This window comes from Allobosea sp. MMO-172, from assembly GCF_037147855.1.
In the GTDB taxonomy this organism is placed as follows: domain Bacteria; phylum Pseudomonadota; class Alphaproteobacteria; order Rhizobiales; family Beijerinckiaceae; genus Allobosea.
In genome coordinates, this window is sequence record NZ_JBBCUM010000003.1 from 197900 (window position 1) to 219639 (window position 21740).

A 21740-nucleotide genomic window follows, 5' to 3' on the forward strand; every position below is an offset into this window, starting at 1 on the left:
TTTCCGATCGCCTTACGGCGATTCTCCGCTCGTGTTGCGGCGCCGGCCCGGTCTTACGACCAGCGCGGTGGCGTCGTCATGAATCTTGACGCGCCGAAAACGCTCGGCGCGTGGATCGGCGCCTTCCAGCCGGCGCAACTCGGCGATGACGCGCGACGCGCCGAGGCGCTCGACAGCATCCATCAGCCCGGCCTCGTCATGATGCGCGATGACATCGACGAGGCGCATGAAACCGTCAGAGGCGAGCAGCACGGTCGCCCCCGGCGAAATCTCGGCCGAGAACAGGCGCAGGCCCGCTCGCCAGCTCAGGCCCGGATTGGCAGCCCAATAGCCGCCCGGCTGGTTGAGCGAGCGCCGGTTGCGGAGAATCTGCGCAAGCGCATTGGCGGAAATCACTTCGCCCGGACGGTGCCCGTCAGCAGTGGCGGCCGCGATGGTGCGGGCCTCGAACGGGCCGGCGGAAGGATCGGTCCAGCGCTCAATCCGGTCGCCGTCCCGGATCAGGATCGAGACATCGCCGATCAACGCGCCTTCGATGCGGCAGGTATTGCCCTCACGCCGCAGCCGGACGAGGCCGAACACGGCGGAAGGCCCCTCGCCCGCCTCGCGCTCCGGATGTCCCTGCCCGAGCGCCGCATAGTCCCGCTGCAATTGCTGCTCGAGCCCTTCGGCCCAGGCGGCGAAAGGCGTGTCATCCGGCGGATCGGCCCGCAGCGCCGCATCGATGCGCCGGACGAACCAGGCTCCTTCCGATTCATCGACCGTCCGGGCGCTCCCGGTGAAGAACGCCGAGCCATCGACGATCCAGGCGCAGGCTCCGGCAGCGCCGGCGATATCCTCGTTATAGGCGGCGCTGCCCTTGTCGCTGGCCTGCGAGAGCACGCGCCAGCAACGGCCGGCCTCCTCGCCAACCGAGACGGAGCGATCCATCGACCGTGAAGCGCATCCTTCGCCCTGCACCGTTCCGGATGCTCCCGATTGACCAGCCCTGGCGCGCGAGCCGCGCCTCTATATAGACCAATATAGAACCAGTTTCTTCGGCACAAGTCGAAATCTGGCAGGAGCGGGATCGGGCGAGCCCAGGAAACTCCGCGCGTATCGAGAGACGACAAGGGCCGAGCGTGCCCATGCAGCGCGCGGCCCCGCTCAGCCGGATCGAACCGGAGCAATGCACCGGCAATGCCGGATCGGGGCTAAGGCCCTGCCTTCGCCCCGATAGGCTTTCAGGCCGCCAGCTCGGTCGATCGGATCATGTATTTGAACGTATCCGGATCGAGACAATCGAGCAGCGCTCCCGCAACCTCCGCCTGCGGATACATCAGGAAGCCGACCTTGTGGCTTGAACCCGGCAGGACAAGGTCGTGCGCGGCATTGTAGCCGAGCCAATTGCCCTCCCAGGCACCGAACAGCGCCTGCCGCGCCGCGACCACCTTCGGATCGTCGACCGTGTTGTTTCCCGGCGGCTCCTCGAGCACGACCTTGCGGACATCGGCAGGATCGGTGGCCACCCAGCCATGGCCGTCGAGCCAGATCTCCGCCCGGCAATGCTGGGCCTTGGTGATGACATCCGATCCCGTCCCGAGACTCTTGTAGCCGAATTTCGAGGGCGCGACGCGGATGCCATAGATGTCGCGGGCCGGGATGCCGACGCTGCGGACCAGTGCGACATAGAGCGCGTTCAGATCGGCGCATTTGCCGCTCAGGTTGCCGGTCCGCAGCATCGAGGCGACATCGCCGGTGCCGCAGCCCCGCGTCCTGGCATCGCGGAAGGTGTTCGCCACGACCCATTCATAGATCGCCCGCGCCCGGTCGAGATCGCCCGCCTTGCCGGCGGCCGCCTTCTCCGCGGTCTCCCGGACGATGCCGTCGGTCGGCATCAGTTCCGTCGCCTCGAGATAGAGCTTGCGATCGGCCTCCCCCAATGCCGGCACGGCGGATTTCGTCGCGAGGTCCTCGGCCCGGTCACGCAGAGCAAACCCGCTGCGGAGCTCGACGCGCGGAGCAGTCTCGCCATCCTTGAAGACGAGGTGCAGAAGCTCGGCGCCGTGCTTCTGATCGCGGACGATCTCGGCGGACAGCGCATTGGTTTCCCAGCCGCTCTTGCCCGGCTTGATCCATTCGTCCTCCCGCATCGAGGGCAGTGGAATCCAGGCCTGGGCCTTGCCGTTCGCCGGCAATTCGAGACGCGTCGTCACCTCGAAATTGCGCCAGGCCCCCGGCTTGGGCGCGAAGGAAGCGGCCTGCGCGCCGGCCTGGCGCGGCAGCGCCAGAGCGGCTGCGGCGCAGGCACCGGTCTTCAACATGTCGCGACGGCTGATCATGGCACTGTTTCCTCTCCCTGTTGGTGGTCCTTCGGCGGTGTGGAAGGCAAAGCCGCCAGCGCTGCTGCGACCGGCGGGCTCGTCCAGTCGAGCGGCTCGGCCGCCTTGAGCGCGGGCTTGAGATCGCGGTCGAGCAGGAAGCTGGTCGGCAGGCTTTCGACCTGCCATGTCTTCATCGCGGCGCGGTCGCGATCGAGCAGGATCGGAAAGGCCACAGGACGATCGTGGAAGAAGTTCCGCACGCGCGCATCGACCTCGCCGACACTGACGGCAAGGATGATCGGGCTGCCCTTCCTCGTGGCGGCAAGGGCATTGAGCGACGCCATTTCCTCGATGCAGGGCGCGCACCACGTAGCGAAGAAATGAACGATGACGGGGTTGCCGCGAAACCCCGCGAGGTCGATGCGGGGACCGTCGAGCTGGCTGAGCACCAGCGCCGGCGGCGCCTCGGCAGACCAGGAGCTGAACTCGGCTGCCGCGCAGGGCGTCTTGACGAGAATGAGCGAGATGGCGGCCAGCAGAATTCGCCGGAACGGTTCCAGCCTGCGATCCGGTCGATGAGCGCCCCGAAACTCGGGAGCCTTGACGGCAGCCACAGTGCATCTTGCGGGCAAGGCCCGGAGAACGTCAATTTCTACTTTTGACGGGACGAGCGTGGGCAGCAGAGCAGCCGCGGCCCCGCCGCTCCGAGCCCTTCAGGCGGTGGCAACCGCGGCGAAGCGGCTGCGGTAATCGCCGGGCGCCAAGCCCACGAGGCGATGGAAGAGCTTGCGGAAGGCCGCGACATCCTCGTAGCCGACGGCCCATGAGATCTGCTCGATCGAGCGGCGCGTGAACTCCAGCAGCTCGCGCGCCTTCCCGACACGTAGATGCTGGGCATATTCGATCGGCTTCAGCCCGGTCGCCGCCTTGAAGCGGCGCTGGAAGGTGCGCTCCTCCATCGCGATCACCTTCGCCATCTCGCCGACGCTGATCGCCTTGGCCTCGCGCGCCTGCAGCCAGTGCTGAACCTTCAGGATCGCCTCGTCGCCATGGGTCAGGCGCGGGGCGAAACGGGAATAATGCCGCTGCTCGCGCCCGGCGGAATCGATCAGCATGAAGCTGCCGGTCTCGGCCATCACGGTCGAACCCAGCAGCCGGTCGACGAGCCGGAGGCCGAGATCGGTCCAGGCCATCAAGCCGCCGGCCGTGATGATGTCGCCGTCCTCGATCACCATCTTGTCGGTATCGAGCCGGACATCGGGAAAGCGCTCGCGGAAGGCATCGGCGAAAAGCCAGTGCGTCGTCGCCGGGCGCCCCGACAAAAGGCCGGTCGCCGCCAGCGCGAAGACCCCGCCGCAATTGGCCGCAAGCGTCGTGCCCTGGGCATGGCGGTCGAGCAGCCAGCGCGCATAGGGTGTCGCCTCCTCGATCTCCATCGGGCCGGTGAGCCGGCCGGGCACGATCAGCACGGCGGGCTCCATCGGCCGGTCGAGATCAGAATGGCTGTCGAAGGCTCGGCCAAGGCGGCCGTCCTCGCCCGGCCGCCAATGGCTGACGCGCAGCCCCGGTCCACCACGCTTGGCGGAGAAATGCCCGGCAATGTCGAGGAGGTCGGTCATGCCATGGACCATGGCGGTCTGGCAGCCCGGATAGAGCACGAGCCCGATCTCGGCCTTCGGCGGCGCTGGAATGGCTGCGACCATGGCTCGTCTCCACGATTGTCGGTTTTGGCCCGGTGAATGTCGGTTCCGCCAATCCCGATCATTCCTCACGCGGCGTAATCCTTCAACCACGGGGCGCGGACGTCCCGGCGAGTTTCCTCAAGGCACTGAAAGGATGACGACAATGACCACGATCACCACCCGCGACGGCACCCGCATCTTCTACAAGGACTGGGGCCCGAAGGACGGGCAGCCGATCGTCTTCTCCCATGGCTGGCCGCTGACGGCGGATGCCTGGGACGCGCAGATGGTCTTCTTCGCCAACCAGGGCTTCCGCACCATCGCCCATGACCGGCGCAGCCATGGCCGTTCCGACCAGGTCTGGGCCAACAACACCATGGACCAGTATGCCGACGACCTCGCCGAGCTGATCGAGCAGCTCGACCTGAAGGACGCGATCCTTGTCGGCCATTCGACCGGCGGCGGCGAGGTCACCCGCTATATCGGCCGCCACGGCACGGGCCGGGTCGCCAGGATCGGCCTGATCGGCGCGGTGCCGCCGCTGATGCTCAAGACCGAGGCCAATCCCGGCGGCCTGCCGATCGACGTCTTCGACGGCATTCGCAAGGGCACCTATGACGACCGCTCGCAGTTCTTCCTCGACCTGACCATCCCGTTCTACGGCTACAACCGGCCGGGCGCCGTGATCTCGGAGGGCATCCGCCAGAGCTTCTGGCAGCAGGGCATGATGGGCGGGCTCAAGGGCCAGCTCGACTCGATCCGCGCCTTCTCGGAGAGCGATTTCAACGCCGACCTGAAGCGCTTCGACAAGCCGACGCTGGTGCTGCATGGCGACGACGATCAGATCGTCCCGATCGGCGCCGCGGCGCTCTCGACGGTAAAGATCGTCAAGCACGCCGTTCTCAAGGTCTATGAGGGCGCCGATCACGGCCTGACCCAGACCCATCAGGACCGCTTCAACGCCGACCTGCTGGCCTTCATCAAGGGCTGACCACCCGCCGGCCGGATCGATCCGGCCACCCCTCACTCATCGCGAACCCGGCGCCGGACGGCATCCATGCCGTCCGCTCGCCCCCTCATGCCCCGGAGAACCCAGATGACCCAGCAGACCTTCCTCGTGACCGGCGCCTCGAACGGCATCGGCGCCGTCTATGCCGACCGCCTCGCCAGGCGCGGCCATGATCTCGTCCTCGTCGCCCGCAGCGCCGACAAGCTCCAGGCCCTGGCCGAGCGCCTGCGTCAGGAAACCGGCGTCGCCGTCGAGGTGCTCGCCGCCGATCTCGGCAAGCCCGGCGATCTCGCCCGCGTCGAGAAGCGGCTGCGCGAGGACGCGGCGATCACCGGGCTCGTCAACAATGCCGGCATCGCCGGCGAGGGGCCGATCCTGACCGCCGACCCCGCCCATATCGACAGCATGATCGCGCTGAACGTCTCCGCCGTGACCCGGCTCGCCGCCGCAATCGCCCCGCGTCTGGCCGCCCGCGGCGCCGGCACCATCGTCAACATCACCTCGGTGACCGCGCTGATGCCCGAAGCCTTCACGGCCGTCTATCCGGCGACCAAGGCCTTCGTGCTCGCCTTCAGCGAGGCCTTGCAGGCCGAACTCGGGCCGAAGGGCGTGCATGTCCAGGCCGTGCTGCCGGGCATCACCCGCACGGCGATCTGGGAAGAGGAGCGCCTCGCCCAGATCCCGGCCGAGATGGTGATGTCGGTCGACGACATGGTCGATGCCGCTCTCGCGGGCCTCGACCTCGGCGAGCGGATCACCATTCCGTCCCTGCCCGACAACGCCGATTTCGAGCGCTTCCTCGCCGCCCGTGGCGCGCTGCGCCCGAGCCTTTCCCTTCGCAAGCCCGCCTCGCGCTACGGCGCCTGAAGCAGCGGCCAGATCAAGGACCACCATCATGATCCCCGGACTTTCCATCGAAACTCTGCTGACCGTCCATGTCGCGGTCAGCCTGATCGGCATCGCCACGGGACTCGTGGCCATGCCGGCCCTCGCTGCCGGCCGCTGGCTCGTTGGCTGGCAGACCGCCTTCCTGATCACGACGGCGCTGACCAGCGTAACCGGCTTCCTGTTCCCGTTCAGCGGCGTGACGCCGGCCTTCCTCTTCGGCGTGATTTCCATGGTGGCGCTCGCCGTCACCGCCGCGACTTGGCCGTTCCGGGCGCAGCGCGCCGCCGGCATTGCCTATGCCGTTGCCGCCACGCTCGCGCTCTACCTCAATCTCTTCGTGCTGATCGTGCAGTCCTTCCAGAAGGTCCCCGCCCTCCAGCCGCTGGCGCCGACGCAGAGCGAACCACCCTTCGTGATCGCCCAGACCATCCTGCTGATCGCCGCGCTCGCTGTCGGCACCCTCGCGGTGCGCGCAACGCGCCGCCGGGAGTCCAACGCCGCCGCCTAAAGTGGTTGGTATACACCAGAACGTTCCCCACTGCCTCTACAACCAGAATTACAGTAGCTACCGGCAGCTTCGTTCCCGCCCGGCATGTCCTTGACAGCCCGGATCAACTCAAGTGGTATACACCAATTCCCGCAATCGGGTGCCTGCCGGCGAGGGCTTCCGGCAGCGCCGGGTGCAGCCTCCGGAGACCGCCATGAGCGAGATCGTCAAAGTCAAATCCGGCAGCAAATACGAGACCCTGAACAGCTATTCGCGGGTCGTCGTCGCCGGCGACATGATCTTCGTCTCGAACACCGCCGGCAGGAATTACAAGACACGGGCCATCGCTCCCGACGCCAAGGGTCAGGCCGAGCAGGCCTTTAGCAATATCGAGGGCGCGCTCGCCGCTGTCGGCGCCTCGCTGAAGGATGTCGTCGCGGTCAAGGTCTTCGTGCCTGACATCGCCGATATGGACGAGGTCAACGAGGTCGTAGGCGCCAAGTTCAGAGGCATAGACCCGGCCAATACCACGACCTGCACGCCGCTCGGCCAGCCCGAGCTCAAGGTCGAGTTCGAGGTCACCGCCTATAAGCGGCGCAACCCGGACCAGCCGGAGCAGCGCATCAGCGTCGATCTCTCCTGAAATCGGGCATCGCCATGCCGGACGTCGTCATCGTCGGGGGTGGGATCAGCGGGGTTTCGGCCGCCTACGAGATCGCGCGGGCCGGCCATTCGGTGACGCTGCTCGAAGCCCGCAGCCTCGCGGCGATGGCATCGAGCTGGACGCTCGGTGGCGTCCGCCAATCCGGGCGCGACCCGGCCGAACTGCCGCTGGCGCAGGCCGCAGTCGAACACTGGGGTGGGCTCGACGAGGAACTCGGCGCGCCGACCGGCTATCGCCGCCACGGCAATCTGCGATTGGCGCGAACCGAGGCGGAAGTCGCGGTCATCCGCGAGCTGGTCGCGCAACAGAGCAAGCTCGGCCTGACCATCGAGTACCTGCCGGACAACGCCGCGGTGCGCGCCAGGGCACCGGCCATCGGACCCGGCATCCTCGCCGCTTCCTTCTGCCCGGGCGATGGCCATGCCGATCCGGTCCGGGCCGTGCGTGCCTATGCCGAAGCCGCCGGTCGGCATGGCGCCATCATCCGCGAAAGCGTCCCGGTTCGCGCCCTGACCCGTTCGGGCGACCGGATCACCGGCGTCGAGACTCAAAGCGGTGAGATGATCGCCGCCGGCCGCGTCATCGTGGCGACAGGCATTCATACGCCGGAGCTGCTGACCCCGCTCGGGCTCGACCTGCCACTCATCGTCAAGCTGGTCTGCGTCATGCAAAGCGTGCCGCTGCCGCCCCTGCTCGCGCCGGTCTTCGGCGTCGCCAATGCCGATTGTGCCGGGCGGCAGGAGATCGACGGGCGGCTGCGCGTCACCACCGGCATCGGCGACTGGCCGCATGATCCGGCAAGCTGGACCGAAGCCTCGCTCGCCCCGCGCAGCCGCGATATCGCGGCCTTGATCGCCCGCACGACGCAGCTCCTCCCGGCTCTGGCGGAAGCCGGCATCGCCCGGCTCTGGGGCGGGTTGATCGATCTCACGCCGGACGCCCTGCCCGCCATCGATGCCGATACAGGAAACGACGGGCTCGTCGTCGCCGCCGGTTTCTCCGGGCACGGCTTCGGCATCGGCCCCGTCACGGGCGAAATCCTGGCCGATCTCGCGCTGGAACGCAGGTCCCGCTTCGATCTCTCGCCCTTCCGGCTGAGCCGCTTCACCGAGGGCAGGCGACAGGCCGCCGAACTCACCTTGCACGGATAGGACATCGCCTCGCCATGCTGCCCCCCGATGGACGCGTCATCCTGATCTCCGGTGCCAATCGCGGCATCGGCCGCGCCATCGCCGAATTGCTGCAAGCGCAGGGCTACAGCCTGAGCCTCGGCGGGCGCGACCTGAATTCACTGAAGACGATGAGCGCCGGCTGGGACCCGTCGCGCCTTCACATCGCCCGCTATGATGCCGCGGACTGGGCGAGCCACCGCGCCTGGGTCGATGCCGCCGCCGCGCGCTTCGGCCGGATCGACGGGCTCGTCAACAATGCCGGCATGCACAGCGCCATGACGCTGCGCGCGCCCGACGAAGCCGCGCTCGACGCGATCTGGGCGGCGAACTGCAAGGGGCCGCTCAACCTGATCCATTGCGTCCTGCCGCATCTGGAAGCCTGCGGCGCCGGGCGCATCGTCAATGTCGCCTCGCTCTCCGGCAAGCGCGTGCGCAACGACCATGTCGCCTACAACATGACCAAGCACGCGATGATGGCGCTGAACCATGCGGCGCGCCGTATCGCCTGGGACAAGGGCGTGCGCGCGACCGCGCTCTGCCCCTCCTTCGTACGCACCGACATGACGGCTGCGAGCACCGCGCTGCCGCCGGAAGCCATGACCCAGCCGGCCGATCTCGCCGCGTTGGTTGCCACCGTTCTGGCCCTGCCCAACAATGCCACCGTCGCGGAATTGCTGGTCAATTGCAGGCTGGAGGACACGCTCTGACGAAGGCGCCGGGAGAGCGCCGCTACCCGATCTCGATCATCACGCTCAACGACAAAAGCAGGGGAAGAGCCATGAAGAGACCCGTTTCGATCCTCGCCGCGCTGGTGGCCGGCGCCCTGATGGCCGGGCCGGCCCTCGCGCAGAAGACCGTGCTCACCGTCGGCATGCAGAGTTCGGATGCCGGCGTGCTCGACCCGCATCTGAATTCCGGCACGCCCGGCAAGGCGATGCTGCAATGGATGTTCAACGGGCTGGTGCGCATCAAGCCGGGCGAGCTCTCGCCGGAATTCATGGAGCCTGATCTCGCCGAGAGCTGGACCTCTTCCGCCGACGGCAAGGAATGGAACTTCAAGCTGCGCCAGGGCGTGCAGTGCCATCACGGCTATGGCGAGTTCACCGCCGAGGACGCGGTCTATTCGCTGAAGCGCGCCGCGACCAAGGAAAGCTCGGCCTTCTCGTCGGACTATGCCGCCGTCGATGCGATCGAGGCGCCCGACAAGTACAGCGTCAAGATCACACTGAAGCAGGCGATCCCAAGCCTGCTCGGCATCGTCATGAACTACCACGGCGGCAACATGGTCTGTAAGAAGGCCGCCGAGGAGCTGGGCAAGGACGGCTTCGCCAAGAAGCCGGTCGGCACCGGCCCGTTCATGTTCCAGGAATACGTGCCGCAGCAATACGCCAAGCTCGTCGCCAACCCGAACTATTTCCGCGGCAAGCCGAAGCTGACCGAAATCCTCTACCGCTTCATCCCCTCGGATTCCTCGCGCGACCTCGCCTTCCAGTCCGGCGAGCTCGACATGATGCTGGGGCGTCAGGAACAGGCCTGGGTCGACCGCATGACGGCGCTGCCCGGCGTCAAGGTCGTCGCGATGGGCCCGGCCGAGATGTCGGTGCTGCACCTCAACACCAGCCAGCCGCCGCTCGACAACATCAAGGTGCGGCAGGCCTTCGCCCATGCCATCGACCGCAACGCGATCTGGCAGTTCCGCGGCAAGAACATCTCGCGCCCGGCCGTCTCGGTCGTGCCCTCGGGCTATCTCGGCACGGATGAGAAGGCGCCGCTCCTGCCCTTCGACCTTGCCAAGTCGAAAGCCCTGCTGGCGGAGGCCGGCTTCCCCAACGGCGTCACCATCAAGGCGATCAACACCACGCTGCCCTCGATGCTGAGCTTCACCGAAGCGACGCAGGCCCTGCTGAAGCGCGCCGGTATCACGCTGGAGATCCAGCCTGTCGAGCACGCGACCTTCCACCAGCAGATCCGGCAGGACCTCTCGCAGGTCGTGCATTTCCAGGCGGCGCGCTTCCCGGTGGCCGATGTCTATCTCTCGCAGTTCTTCCACTCGCGGGCGATCGTGAAGACGCCGACGGCGGTCACCAATTTCTCGCACTGCAAGGTGGCGGATGCCGAGATCGATGCCGCCCGCTCCGAGACCGACAAGGCCAAGCAGCTCGCCCTGTGGAAGACCGCGCAGGAGAAGATCATCAAGGAAGTCTGCGCCGTGCCGGTCAACGAGATGATGCAGCTCTGGGCCTACAAGGACAGCCTCGACCTTGGCTACGAGCTCAAGGCCTCGCTCAATCTCGGCCCGCCGGTGCTGGAGACGACGCGCTTCACGAAGTGAGGTCGGATTTCCCGATTTCACGAGGAACCTCGGCGTCGTCCCGGACAAGCCGCGAAGCGGCGCCGATCCGGGATCCATCGTAGAGCTCCAACGCCCTTCGATGGATCCCGGGTCAAGCCCGGGATGACGGTCGAGTTTCCGTATACAACGATCCGGCTTTCTCGCCTGGTCAACGGCTTCTCCAACAGGGCGGCATCATGAGCGCCTTCCTCGTCAAACGCCTCGGCTTCGCCATCGTCACCCTCTGGGCCGTGCTCTCGCTGGTCTTCGTGGTGGTGCGGATCGTGCCCGGCGACCCCGCGCAGGTGATCCTCGGCGATCAGGCCGATGCCGCGGCCATCGCCGCGATGCGTACGCGGCTCGGCCTCGATGCCTCGATGACCGAGCAATACACGTCCTTCCTCGCGGGCGCCGTGCGTGGCGACTGGGGCGTCTCGCTGGTGACCGGCCGGCCGGTGATCCAGGAGGTCCTCGCCGTCCTGCCCTGGACCATCGAGCTGACCATCGTCTCGCTGGCGATCGGCATCGTCATCGGCGTGCCGCTCGGCGTCTGGGCCGCGGTCAACCGCAACCGCATGCCGGACTATGTCACGCGCATCGCCTCGCTTCTCGGCCTCTCCTTCCCGCCCTTCGTCTCGGCGATCATCCTGCTGATCCTCTTCGCGATCATGCTGCGCTGGTTCCCGGTGATCTCAGCCGGCACCGGCTCGGCCTCGGCCTGGTTCCAGTCCATGGCGCTGCCGGCACTCAATCTCGGGCTGATCATGGCGGCCTACATCACCCGCGTCGCCCGCTCGGCCATGCTGGAGGTGATGCAGGAGGACTATGTCCGCAGCGCCCGCGCCAAGGGCGTGCCCTGGCGCGTCGTGATCTGGCGTCACGCACTGCGCAACGCGCTGATCCCGATCATCACCATCGTAGGCCTGTATTTGGGCATCCTGATCGGCAACTCGGTACTGACCGAGATCGTCTTCAACCGGCCGGGCCTCGGCAAGCTGATCGTCGGCGCGCTGAACCAGCGCGACTACACCATGCTGCAGGGCATGATGGTGATCTACACGCTGATCGTGGTGCTCGTGAACATCGCGACCGACATCACCTACGCCCTCGTCGATCCCCGGGTGAAGCTGTCATGAGCGCGCGGTCGATCAATCACTCAGCCCTCGTCCCGAGTGTCAGGCCTCAGCCTCTTCGAGCCCTCATCCTGAGGAGCCATTCCCTTGGGAATGGCGTCTCGAAGGAGGCTCCAGGAGGCTCCGGAGACGTCTGGAGCATCCTTCGAGACGCGCCTATGGCGCTCCTCAGGATGAGGGCTCCAAGTGTTTCAGGAGCGCTGTCATGAGCACCTCCGTCCATGATGCCGCCCCCGTCGCCCCGCCGCGCCTGCGCTGGCTCAAGGCGACGATCGGGGCCTTCAACGCCAACAAGACCTCCTGGGTCGGGCTCGCCATCGTCGTCGCGTTGATCCTCGCGGCGGTGCTGGCGCCGGTCATCGCGCCGCATGACCCTCTGGAGCAGAACATCCTGTCGCGGCTCCAGCCGCCGCATGAGAACTACTATCTCGGCACCGACTATTTCGGCCGCGACATCCTCTCGCGGCTGCTCTACGGCGCCCGCATCTCGCTGGTGATCGGCATCGCCTCGACCGTCATCGCCATGGTCGTGGGCTCGTTGATCGGTTTGCTCGCCGGCTATTACGGCGGGCGCTTCGACATCGTTGTGATGCAGGCGATGGACATCCTCCTCGCCTTCCCCTCGCTGATCCTCGGCCTGATCCTCGTCGCCATGCTCGGCCCCTCGATGGAGAACATCACCATCGCGATCGCGCTGACCTCGATCCCCTCCTTCGCCCGCATCGCCCGCGCCCCGACGATCACGGTCAAGGAGCGCGACTATATCGGCGCCGGCCGGGCGCTCGCCTTCTCCGATGCGCGCATCATGGCAGGCCACATCCTGCCCAACATCTTCCCGGAAATCCTGGTGATGGCCTCGCTCTGGCTCGCCAACGCGATCCGCACCGAGGCCTCGCTCGCCTTCATCGGGCTGGGCGTCAAGCCACCGATCGCGACCTGGGGCGGCATGATTCGCGAGGGCTTCGAGAACATCCTCGACAGCTACTGGCTGGTGCTGGCGCCGTCGCTGGCGATCCTCGTGGTCGTCTTCGCGCTCAACGTCCTCGGCGACGGCCTGCGCGACGCCATCGACCCCAAGCTGAAGGGCGAGCGATGAGCGGCCCCGTCCTGTCCGTCGAGAACCTCCAGACCGCCTTCCGCGTCGGCGGGCAATGGCGCTGGGCCGTCGAAGACCTGAGCTTCGATGTGGCGCCTGGCGAGACCGTCGCCATCGTCGGCGAATCCGGCTCGGGCAAGAGCGTGACCGCGCTCTCGGTGATGCGCCTGGTCTCGGCTGCCAATGGCCGCATTCAGGGCAGGATCGCGCTGGAGGGCCGCGACCTGCTCGCGCTCAGCGAGGAGGAGATGCGCAAGGTCCGCGGCAACGACGTCGCGATGATCTTCCAGGAGCCGATGACGAGCCTGAACCCGGTGCTCACCGTCGGCTTCCAGATCGCCGAGGCGCTGCGTTACCACCGCGGCCTCGATGCCGGCGCGGCCAAGGCCGAGGCCCTGCGCATGCTCGACAAGGTGCGCATCCCCTCGGCGAAGACGCGCTTCGACAATTATCCGCACCAGCTCTCCGGGGGCATGCGCCAGCGCGTGATGATCGCGACCGCGCTGGCCTGCAAGCCCAAGCTCCTGATCGCCGACGAGCCGACGACGGCGCTCGACGTCACGATCCAGGCGCAGATCCTCGAGCTGATCAAGACGCTGCAGGACGAGGAGCGCATGTCGGTGCTCTTCATCACCCATGACATGGGCGTGGTCGCCGAGATCGCCGACCGCGTCGTGGTGATGTGGAAGGGCCGGAAGCTGGAGGATGCGCCAGCCTCACAGGTCTTCAACGATCCTGTCCACGGCTACACCAAGGCGCTGCTCGCCGCCGTGCCCAAGCTTGGCGACATGAGCGGCCATGCCCGGCCATTGCGCTTCCCGCGCATCGATCCCGAGGACGGCAAGGTCGAGGGCAAGCCGGTCGAGCAGCCCGACACGGTGCAGGCAGCCGAGCCGCCTTTGCTCGAAGTCGCGGGACTGACGACCCGCTTCGGCATCCGCGGCGGCGTGTTCGGGCGCCTGCGCGGACAGGTCCATGCCGTCGAGGATGTCTCCTTCAGCCTGCGGCGCGGCGAGACGCTGGCGCTGGTCGGTGAATCCGGCTGCGGCAAATCGACGACGGGGCGCTCGATCCTGCGGCTCGTCGAGCCCTCCTTCGGCACGGTGCGCTTCGGCGGGCGTGACGTCACCGGGCTCGGCAAGAGCGAGTTGCGCGATGTCCGCCGCGACATGCAGATGATCTTCCAGGATCCCTTCGCCAGCCTCAATCCGCGCAAGAGCGTCGGCAGCGCGCTGGCGGAGCCGATCCTCGTCCACGGCCTCGCCAAGGGCGCGGAAGCGCAGGACCGCGTCGCGGAACTGCTGCGCAAGGTCGGGCTCGCCCCCGAGATGCATGTGCGCTTCCCGCATGAATTCTCCGGCGGCCAGCGCCAGCGCATCGCGATCGCCCGGGCGCTCGCACTCTCGCCCAAGCTCGTCGTGGCGGACGAGGCGGTCTCCGCGCTCGATGTCTCCGTGAAGGCGCAGGTTTTAAACCTGATGCTCGACCTACAGGCCGAGCTTGGCCTCGCCTATCTCTTCATCTCGCACGACATGGCGGTGGTCGAGCGCGTCAGCCATCGCGTCGCCGTGATGTATCTCGGCGAGATCGTCGAGATCGGCCCGCGCGAGGCCGTCTTCTCAGACCCGCGCCATCCCTACACGCGCAAGCTGCTGGCGGCGGTGCCGGTGCCCGATCCCGGCCGCCGCGCGCTCCGGCGCGAGCTTGCCGTCGACGAGTTGCCGAGCCCGATCCGCAAGCTCGACTGGCAGGCGCCACCGACGGCGCTGGTGGAAGTCAGCCCCGGTCATTTCATCCGCCGGACGACGGAGGCGGGCCGGACATGACCAAAGCTGGAGGGCCGAAAGCCCTCTAGGCTGTTCCCTCGGCGAGGTGGTCGCCGGTCCCATGGCGATCCCCCTGCTCGGCGAGACTGACCGCTCCTCCGAGCAGGCAGCCGACCGGCCGGTCATCGGCGAAGCCCAGGCGGACGCCGATCTCGGAGAGCGAGCCCATCGCGCGCCCCTGCAGAATGGTGATGCGCCGGCTGTCCTGCGAGACGAGCCCGTTCTGGAGCAGGCCGAAAGCCAGGGCCGCGGCGGCGATGCCGGTCGCGGCATCCTCCGGATAGCCGGACGATTTGGGGAATTGCCGCGCCTCGAAGCGACGCCCGGCCTGATCGCCGATCGCATAGGGATAGAGCCCCGTCGAGCCGATGCGCTCGCAGCAGGCTTCCGTCCGCGCCATGTCCGAGACGAGGGCGTTGAGACGCTCCGGGTTTTTCATCGGGATGAGCGTCTTGACGCGCGATGTCACGGCGTTCTGGATCGGCAGGTCGAGCAAATCGTTCTGCGTCAGCTTGAGCGTCGACAGGACATCCGCTTCCTCCGCCGGCGTCAGGTCGACGACCTTGCCGACAGGCTGGCTGATCTCGATAGACGGCTGCCCCGACGGATCCAGGCCGACATAGCCGGTCACCGGGCCGCTGCGCGTCGCGATGCGGACCTGATCGGCGGCGAGCCTGCCGGCCCTCGCGAGACACCAGAGGGCCCCGATCGTCGCATGCCCGCACATCTCCATCTCGTGGCGCGGAACCCAGAAGCGGAACATGTAGTCGAAATCGGCGCTGGCCGCCGGCAGCACGAAGCCGGACTCATGGCCGAAGCGCCGGGCCACCGCCTGCATGTCCTCCTCGCCCCAGCCCGCGGCGTCGATCGCGATCGGGCAGGGATTGCCGCCCTGCCCCTGATGCGTGAAGACATTGACAAGCCGGATGTCGTCCATCCCCGTGCTCCCGCTGGAATCCCTCGATTCCGGCCAGGGTAGCGGGCGGGCCCGATCGGGGCGCGACCGAGCGGGCCTTATGTCTTGTCGGATCGGGCCATGCCCCGGCGCAGGTCCGTCGGTGTCAGGCCGGTCACGCGCCGCATGCTCCGACTCAGGGCGGACCCGGATTCATAGCCCACGCGCCAGGCGATCTCGCCGATCGGAAGCCCGGTCTCGGACAGCAGCTCCCGCGCCTGCCTGATGCGCTCCTGCTCATGGAAGGCGGCAATCGAAGTTCCCGTGTTCTCGCGGAACAGGCGCGTGGCATGGCGCCGCGAAAGCCCGAACAGCTCCGCGATCAGATCGAGAGGCAGATCGTTGCCGGCATTTTGCGCGATGAAGGATTTGATCTCGGAGACGAGCATGTCGCCATGCCCATCCGGTCGCGCCGCCGGCAGCGGATCGCTTCGCTCGATCTCGGCCAGGCAATGGATCAGCAGGGCTGCCGCGAGATGGCTGCGGGCGGCGTGCGAGGCCCTGTCTCCGTCCTCGCCCGCCCGGCACAAGCGCTGCAACGCGCGGATATCGGGCGTCATCGCGAAAAAGGCCGGCTTCGCCAGCTTCACGCGGGCACGGCCGAGCGAGCCGAGACGCGCCTCGATCGTCGATAGCTGGCTGTCCGTCGCGTAGAGCGCCATGTGCCGGTGGCTTTCGCGGACCGCCGTCGTCTGATGGGCCATGACTTTCGGCACCACCACGAAGCGGTCCTCGCCGAGCCAGGCGCCTGCCTTCCGGGTCTCATCCCGGAAATCGACCGCCCCCGCCTCCGGCAGAAAGATCATCAGGCCGTCGTGCCAATGCCACGGCACATGATAGGCGCCGCCGCCGCCGAGAAGGGCCAATTGCTCCTCGCTGTCGGCAAGCAGCGCCGCAGCCGTCGACGCATCGCGAAGTTGCTGGATGGAGCGAAGCATCGCCCAGCCTAGCACCGGTCCCTGAGAGAGGAAATCGGCCGCGCGCGGCAGCCGAAATATCTGGCGCAAGTCAGTTTCGGCGGCGCTTCTCAGATCGAGATTTTGCATTTATAAAACTTAATATGCAATTTAATACGAAACCCGACCTTTCCCCGATCGTCGATCTCGCCGGCATTCCGTGCCGCGTCGCGCTGTCCGCGCTCGCCTTCGGAGAAGGCTTCGTGCGCCTGCCTCATGTCTTCCGGATCTGGGCAGAAAACCTGCTGCGGCAGCCTCTCGGCCAGGAAGAGCGGGCTCAGGCGCTGGCTGCGATGCGGGCCTGGCTGGAGACCGGCACGAGCACGGCCGAGCTCAGCTTCCTGCCCGGCCGGCTGATGATGCACGACACGACCTGCACGCCCGCGCTCGCCGACATCGCGGCGATGCGGGATGTGATCGCGCAATCGGGCGGCGACCCGGCCTCGCTCGCGCCGCTCCTGCCGGTCGACGTGTCGGTCGATCATTCCATCGGCGTCGATGTGTCGGGACGCCCCGATGCGGTGCGGATCAATCAGGCCCGCGACTACGAACGCAACGGCGAGCGCTACCGCTTCCTGAAATGGGCGACGCTGGCCCTGCCGGGCGTGCGCGTCCATCCGCCGGGCACCGGCATCATGCACACGATCAACCTGGAACAGCTGGCGACGGTCGTCACGATCAGCGCGATCGACGGCGAAAGCTGGGCCGTGCCCGACACGCTGATCGGCACCGACAGTCACACGCCGATGGTCAACGGCATCGGCGTGCTCGGCTGGGGCGTTGGCGGCCCCGAGGCGGAAAGCGTGATGTTCGGCATTCCCGTGACGATGCGCCTGCCGGACGTGGTCGGCGTGCGCCTGCGCAACCGGCTGCGCGACGGCGTCACCGCCACGGATCTTGCCCTCGCCGTGACCCAGCGGCTGCGCCGCCACAACGTTGCGGGCGCCTTCGTCGAGTTCTTCGGGCCGGGTGTGAGCACCTTGTCCGGCGGGGAACGGGCCGTCATCGCCAACATGGCACCGGAATTCGGGGCCTCGACCGCCTATTTCCCGGTCGACGCGCGCACGCTCCAGTATCTCGCGGCGACCGGCCGCGAGCTCGGACACATCGCCCTCGTCGAAGCCTATGCCAGGCTGCAGGGCTTCTGGTTCGAACCGGACGCCGCGCCACGCTACACGAGCATCGTCGACATCGATCTCGACGAGATCGCCGTAAGCCTCGCCGGCCCGCGTCGCCCTCAGGACCTCGTCGCGCCGGAGCAGGTGCGCGCGAGCCTTGCCGGCCTCGCTCCCTCCACTGTGGCGACGCCCGCATTGCCGCGATACCCCGTCGCCATCGCCGCGATCACCAGCTGCACCAACACCACAGATGCCCGACTCCTGATCGCTGCCGGGCTGCTGGCGCGCAAGGCACGCCGCCTCGGCCTCGCTCCCCCGGCCTGGACCAAGACGTCGCTGGCGCCGGGTTCGCCGGCCGCCGCGCATTATCTGGCGCGATCGGGCCTGCTGGCCGATCTGGAGGCTCTGGGCTTCGGGATCGTCGGCTATGGCTGCACGACCTGCATCGGCCAGTCGGGGCCGTTGCCGCCGGCGATGCAGAGCGCGCTGGCTGACGATGTCGTGCCGGTGGCGATCATCTCCGGAAACCGCAACTTCCCCGGCCGCATTCACGGCCAGATCGATGCGGGCTTCCTCGCCTCGCCGCCCCTCGTCATCGCCTATGCGCTGGCGGGAGACGCCGACCGCGACATCGCAGCCGATCCCATTGGCCAGGCGACCGACGGGCGCGATGTCCGGCTCGTCGATATCTGGCCGACAGGCGCCGAGATCGACGCCGCCCTGTCATCGGCGGTCCAGCCCGGCGATTTCGCCAGTGCCTTCGCTGCGGCGAGCGCCGATGCGATGTGGGCCGAGCTCGACGCGCCCGCGACGGCGCGCTTTCCGTGGGACCCGGCCTCGACCTATCTGCGAGCCCCGCCCTTCGCCACGCCGGATCAGCCGGCGCGGCTGGGCGATCTGCGTGCCCGCGCACTGCTCGTGCTCGGCGACGACATCACCACGGACCATATCTCTCCGGCTGGCCAGACACCGCCGAACAGCGAGGCCGGCCGCTGGCTCGTCGCGCATGGCGAGAACCCGGCCGACCTGAATGTCTATGCGTCCCGGCGGGGCAATTGGGAGGTGATGCTGCGCGGCCTCTTCACCAACCGCACCCTGCTCAACCAGCTCGGCAGCGGCATTCCGCCCGGCTCGACGATCGATGCCGGAACCGGCGAGGTGCTGCCGCTCTACCAGGCCGCCCGGCGCTATACGCAGGCTGGCATCCCGCGCGTCATCGTGGCCGGCGAGCGCTACGGAACCGGCTCGTCGCGTGACTGGGCTGCGAAGGGCGTGGCCCTGCTCGGCGTGAACGCCATCCTGGCCAAAAGCTTCGAGCGGATTCACCGCTCGAACCTGATCGGCATGGGCATCGTGCCGTTGGTCTTTGCCGAGCCGATCGACCTCGCCGCGCTTGCACTGACGGCGCAGGACATCATCGAGCTGCCGATCCCCTCCGAAAATCTCACGCCACGTAGCGCGATCACGGTGACGATCACCGGCGAACGCGGCCGGCGAGAAATCCCCATGCGGCTGGCGGTCGAGACCGAACTCGAATGCGCGATCCTGCGCTCCGGCGGGGTCATCCCTCTCGTCTTGCAGTCGCGGTTGGCCGGCGCGCCTTGAACGGCGCCCTTCCTTCCCCGTAAGACGAGCATGGGACGGGCGATCACGGATTCTCCGGCGACATGACGCGGCATCAGCGCAAGGATCTGGCCACACCGCTTGCGAGACGCATTCTCGAGCATGTCCGCGATGCCGGCCTGCCGCCCGGCACCCATCTGCGTGCACAGGACATCGCCCAGCGGCTCTCGGTATCGCGCTTTCCGGTCGGGCAGGCCCTGCAGCTTCTCGCCGGCAAGGGCGCAGTCGAACATCGGCCCAACCGCGGCTACTTTCTCGCCCAAGGGCGCCTGCCGACGGCCGAGACGCTGGGGCTGGAGCCCGAGCAGAGCCAAGCGTCGGACGCCTATTTCCGGATCGCCGAAGATCATCTGCAGGGGCGCCTGCCCGCCCGGGCGACGGAGATATTCCTGCGCGAGAGCTATGGCCTGACGCGGGCCGAGCTGTCGGACGTGCTCCGTCGCATGGCGGAGGAAGGCTGGGCGGCGCGCCGTGCCGGCTATGGCTGGAGCTTCCTGCCGGTGCTGACGACGCCCGAAAGTCTGGAGCAGACCTACCGTTTGCGCCTGGCTCTGGAGCCCGCCGCACTGCTGGAGCCTGGCTATCATCTCAGTGCCGAAGCGATCGCCACCTGCCGGGCGGCGGAAGAGCGGCTTCTTGCGGGCGCCATCGACACCGACAGCCCCGATGCCCTGCACGAGCGCGGCGTCCGCTTTCACGAAACGCTCGTCGCCGCCTCGGGCAATCCGTTCTTCCTCGACACGATCAGGCGGTTGAACCGCATCCGGCGGCTGTTGTCCTATCGCTCGATGCTTGACCGCCGGCGCTACCGCCGGCAATGCGAGGAGCATCTCGCGATCCTCGACTACCTCGCCCACCGGCGCCAGGAGGAAGCAGCGGCCTTGATGCGGCTTCACCTGAGCCGGACGATCGACCGCCTCGCGGAACTCAGGCCCCTGCTGTCTCAGCCATCGGCATCAGAGGCCAGCTGAAGCAGTCCGGGGCCCGCTCTCAACGCATTCAACGACGCGCGAACCCCGGGCATCCCCGGGGTTCGCCTGAGCGTTTCCTGATCTCAGGCGATCTTCGGCAGAAGCTCGTCGAGGCTCTTCTTGGCGTCGCCGTAGAACATCCGCGTATTCTCCTTGTAGAAGAGCGGGTTCTCGATGCCGGAATAGCCCGTGCCCTGGCCGCGCTTGGAAACGAAGACCTGCTTCGCCTTCCAGACCTCCAGCACCGGCATGCCGGCGATCGGCGAGTTCGGGTCTTCCTGCGCAGCTGGATTGACGATGTCGTTCGAGCCGATGACAATCGCGACGTCCGTCTCGGGGAAGTCCTCGTTGATCTCGTCCATCTCCATGACGATGTCGTAGGGCACCTTCGCCTCGGCGAGCAGAACGTTCATATGGCCAGGCAGACGGCCCGCGACCGGGTGGATCGCGAAGCGCACTTCCTTGCCGGCCGCGCGCAGCTTGCGCGTCAGCTCCGACACGGATCCTTGCGCCTGCGCCACCGCCATGCCGTAGCCCGGCACGATGATGACGCTGTCGGCCTCGTTGAGAGCGGCGGCGACGCCGTCGACATCGATCGCGATCTGCTCGCCCTCGATCGCCTGCGCCGGACCGGTGGTGTTGCCGAAGCCGCCGAGGATGACCGAGATGAAGCTCCGGTTCATCGCCTTGCACATGATGTAGCTGAGGATCGCGCCGGACGAGCCGACCAGCGCACCGACGACGATCAGCAGGTCGTTGCCGAGCGTGAAGCCGATCGCCGCCGCAGCCCAGCCCGAGTAGCTGTTCAGCATCGAGACCACGACCGGCATGTCGGCGCCGCCGATGCCCATGATCAGGTGGTAGCCGATGAAGAAGGCCAAGAGCGTCATGAGGAACAACGCCCAGAAGCCCGCGCCCTGCACATAGACGATCAGCAGCAGCAGCGAGAGCGCCGCGGCGCCGGCGTTCAGCATGTGGCCGCCGGGCAGCTTCTTGGCCTTGCCGTCTACCTTTCCGGCGAGCTTGCCGAAGGCGATGATCGAGCCGGTGAAGGTGACCGCGCCGATGAAGACGCCGAGGAAGACCTCGACCTTCAGGATCGATATCTCGACCCCGCTCTTGTGCGCGAGCACGCCCGCGAAGCCGGTCAGCGCCGCGCGCGCGGCCGGTTCGAGCGCCTGAACCGACCCCAACTCGATATGCGCGTTGAAGCCGATCAGCACGGCGGCGAGGCCGACGAAGGAATGCAGCGCCGCGACGAGCTGCGGCATCTCGGTCATCTGCACCTTCATCGCCACCTGCCAGCCGATGGCGGCCGCGATGGCGAACATGATGAGGACGAGCCAGAGCTTGCCGCTGCCTGGCCCGAAGACCGTGGCGAAGACCGCGAGCGCCATGCCGACGATGCCGTACCAGACCGCGCGCTTGGCGCTTTCCTGGTTCGAGAGACCGCCGAGCGACAGGATGAAGAGGATGGCGGCGGAGATATAGGCCGCGGAGACGATACCGATGCTCACGTCCGAGC

Annotated in this window: 19 protein-coding genes; 12 read left to right on the forward strand and 7 right to left on the reverse strand. The window is 67.4% G+C overall.

Features of this window, described 5'->3' with window-relative positions:
* Positions 1–12 precede the first annotated feature (12 nt).
* From WFK61_RS06210 to WFK61_RS06225, 4 genes are all read right to left on the reverse strand, one after another.
* Positions 13–930, reverse strand: coding sequence for a hypothetical protein (locus WFK61_RS06210; RefSeq protein WP_336810674.1), 918 nt, complete (start codon positions 928–930; stop codon positions 13–15).
* A gap of 293 nt (positions 931–1223) precedes the next feature.
* Positions 1224–2321 carry a transglutaminase-like domain-containing protein gene (locus WFK61_RS06215; protein ID WP_336810675.1) on the reverse strand — a complete coding sequence of 366 codons (1098 nt, stop codon included), beginning with the start codon at positions 2319–2321 and terminating at the stop codon, positions 1224–1226.
* Positions 2318–2917 carry a TlpA disulfide reductase family protein gene (locus tag WFK61_RS06220; protein ID WP_336810676.1) on the reverse strand — a complete coding sequence of 200 codons (600 nt, stop codon included), beginning with the start codon at positions 2915–2917 and terminating at the stop codon, positions 2318–2320. Before WFK61_RS06220 ends, WFK61_RS06215 begins: the two co-directional genes overlap by 4 nt.
* A gap of 99 nt (positions 2918–3016) precedes the next feature.
* Positions 3017–4006: a GlxA family transcriptional regulator gene (locus tag WFK61_RS06225; RefSeq protein ID WP_336810677.1), complete on the reverse strand. Its 990-nt coding sequence runs from the start codon at positions 4004–4006 to the stop codon at positions 3017–3019.
* A gap of 142 nt (positions 4007–4148) precedes the next feature.
* Here WFK61_RS06225 and WFK61_RS06230 point away from each other — a divergent pair, with 142 nt between their 5' ends.
* The 10 genes from WFK61_RS06230 to WFK61_RS06275 all read left to right on the forward strand — a co-directional run bounded on the left by WFK61_RS06230 (position 4149) and on the right by WFK61_RS06275 (position 14592).
* Complete coding sequence (locus WFK61_RS06230; RefSeq protein ID WP_336810678.1) at positions 4149–4976, forward strand: alpha/beta fold hydrolase; 828 nt, start codon at positions 4149–4151, stop codon at positions 4974–4976.
* Between the two features lie 105 nt (positions 4977–5081).
* Positions 5082–5861: an SDR family NAD(P)-dependent oxidoreductase gene (locus tag WFK61_RS06235; protein WP_336810679.1), complete on the forward strand. Its 780-nt coding sequence runs from the start codon at positions 5082–5084 to the stop codon at positions 5859–5861.
* Between the two features lie 28 nt (positions 5862–5889).
* Positions 5890–6390, forward strand: coding sequence for a hypothetical protein (locus WFK61_RS06240; protein WP_336810680.1), 501 nt, complete (start codon positions 5890–5892; stop codon positions 6388–6390).
* Between the two features lie 193 nt (positions 6391–6583).
* Positions 6584–7012, forward strand: a complete 429-nt coding sequence (locus WFK61_RS06245) for a RidA family protein (protein WP_336810681.1) — start codon at positions 6584–6586, stop codon at positions 7010–7012.
* A gap of 14 nt (positions 7013–7026) precedes the next feature.
* Positions 7027–8184: an NAD(P)/FAD-dependent oxidoreductase gene (locus WFK61_RS06250; RefSeq protein ID WP_336810682.1), complete on the forward strand. Its 1158-nt coding sequence runs from the start codon at positions 7027–7029 to the stop codon at positions 8182–8184.
* Positions 8185–8198: 14 nt separating this feature from the next.
* A complete protein-coding gene (locus WFK61_RS06255) occupies positions 8199–8912 on the forward strand; it encodes an SDR family NAD(P)-dependent oxidoreductase (protein ID WP_336810683.1) in 714 nt (237 codons plus the stop codon).
* A 71-nt stretch (positions 8913–8983) separates the two neighbouring features.
* Positions 8984–10537 carry an ABC transporter substrate-binding protein gene (locus WFK61_RS06260; RefSeq protein WP_336810684.1) on the forward strand — a complete coding sequence of 518 codons (1554 nt, stop codon included), beginning with the start codon at positions 8984–8986 and terminating at the stop codon, positions 10535–10537.
* Positions 10538–10734: 197 nt separating this feature from the next.
* Positions 10735–11673: an ABC transporter permease gene (locus WFK61_RS06265; protein WP_336810685.1), complete on the forward strand. Its 939-nt coding sequence runs from the start codon at positions 10735–10737 to the stop codon at positions 11671–11673.
* Positions 11674–11875: 202 nt separating this feature from the next.
* The gene (locus WFK61_RS06270) at positions 11876–12766 is read left to right on the forward strand and encodes an ABC transporter permease (RefSeq protein ID WP_336810686.1); all 891 of its coding nucleotides are present in this window, start codon (positions 11876–11878) and stop codon (positions 12764–12766) included.
* Entirely contained in the window at positions 12763–14592 is a 1830-nt protein-coding gene (locus WFK61_RS06275) for an ABC transporter ATP-binding protein (RefSeq protein WP_336810687.1), read from the forward strand. The genes WFK61_RS06270 and WFK61_RS06275 overlap by 4 nt, the downstream gene beginning before the upstream one ends.
* Positions 14593–14617: 25 nt before the next feature.
* Here the strand turns inward: WFK61_RS06275 and WFK61_RS06280 are convergent, their stop codons facing one another.
* The gene (locus WFK61_RS06280) at positions 14618–15529 is read right to left on the reverse strand and encodes a PhzF family phenazine biosynthesis protein (RefSeq protein ID WP_336810688.1); all 912 of its coding nucleotides are present in this window, start codon (positions 15527–15529) and stop codon (positions 14618–14620) included.
* 77 nt (positions 15530–15606) lie between these two features.
* The gene (locus WFK61_RS06285) at positions 15607–16485 is read right to left on the reverse strand and encodes an AraC family transcriptional regulator (RefSeq protein WP_336810689.1); all 879 of its coding nucleotides are present in this window, start codon (positions 16483–16485) and stop codon (positions 15607–15609) included.
* Positions 16486–16607: 122 nt separating this feature from the next.
* Between WFK61_RS06285 and acnA the strand changes: the two genes are divergently transcribed.
* Both acnA and WFK61_RS06295 read left to right on the forward strand, forming a co-directional pair.
* The gene (gene acnA, locus WFK61_RS06290; RefSeq protein ID WP_336810690.1) at positions 16608–19226 is read left to right on the forward strand and encodes an aconitate hydratase AcnA; all 2619 of its coding nucleotides are present in this window, start codon (positions 16608–16610) and stop codon (positions 19224–19226) included.
* A gap of 62 nt (positions 19227–19288) precedes the next feature.
* Positions 19289–20215, forward strand: a complete 927-nt coding sequence (locus WFK61_RS06295) for a GntR family transcriptional regulator (RefSeq protein WP_336810691.1) — start codon at positions 19289–19291, stop codon at positions 20213–20215.
* 83 nt (positions 20216–20298) lie between these two features.
* Here WFK61_RS06295 and WFK61_RS06300 read toward each other — a convergent pair whose 3' ends face one another.
* Positions 20299–21732 (reverse strand): NAD(P)(+) transhydrogenase (Re/Si-specific) subunit beta, encoded by a 1434-nt coding sequence (locus WFK61_RS06300; protein ID WP_336810692.1) that lies wholly within the window; start codon positions 21730–21732, stop codon positions 20299–20301.
* Between the last annotated feature and the right edge of the window lie 8 nt (positions 21733–21740).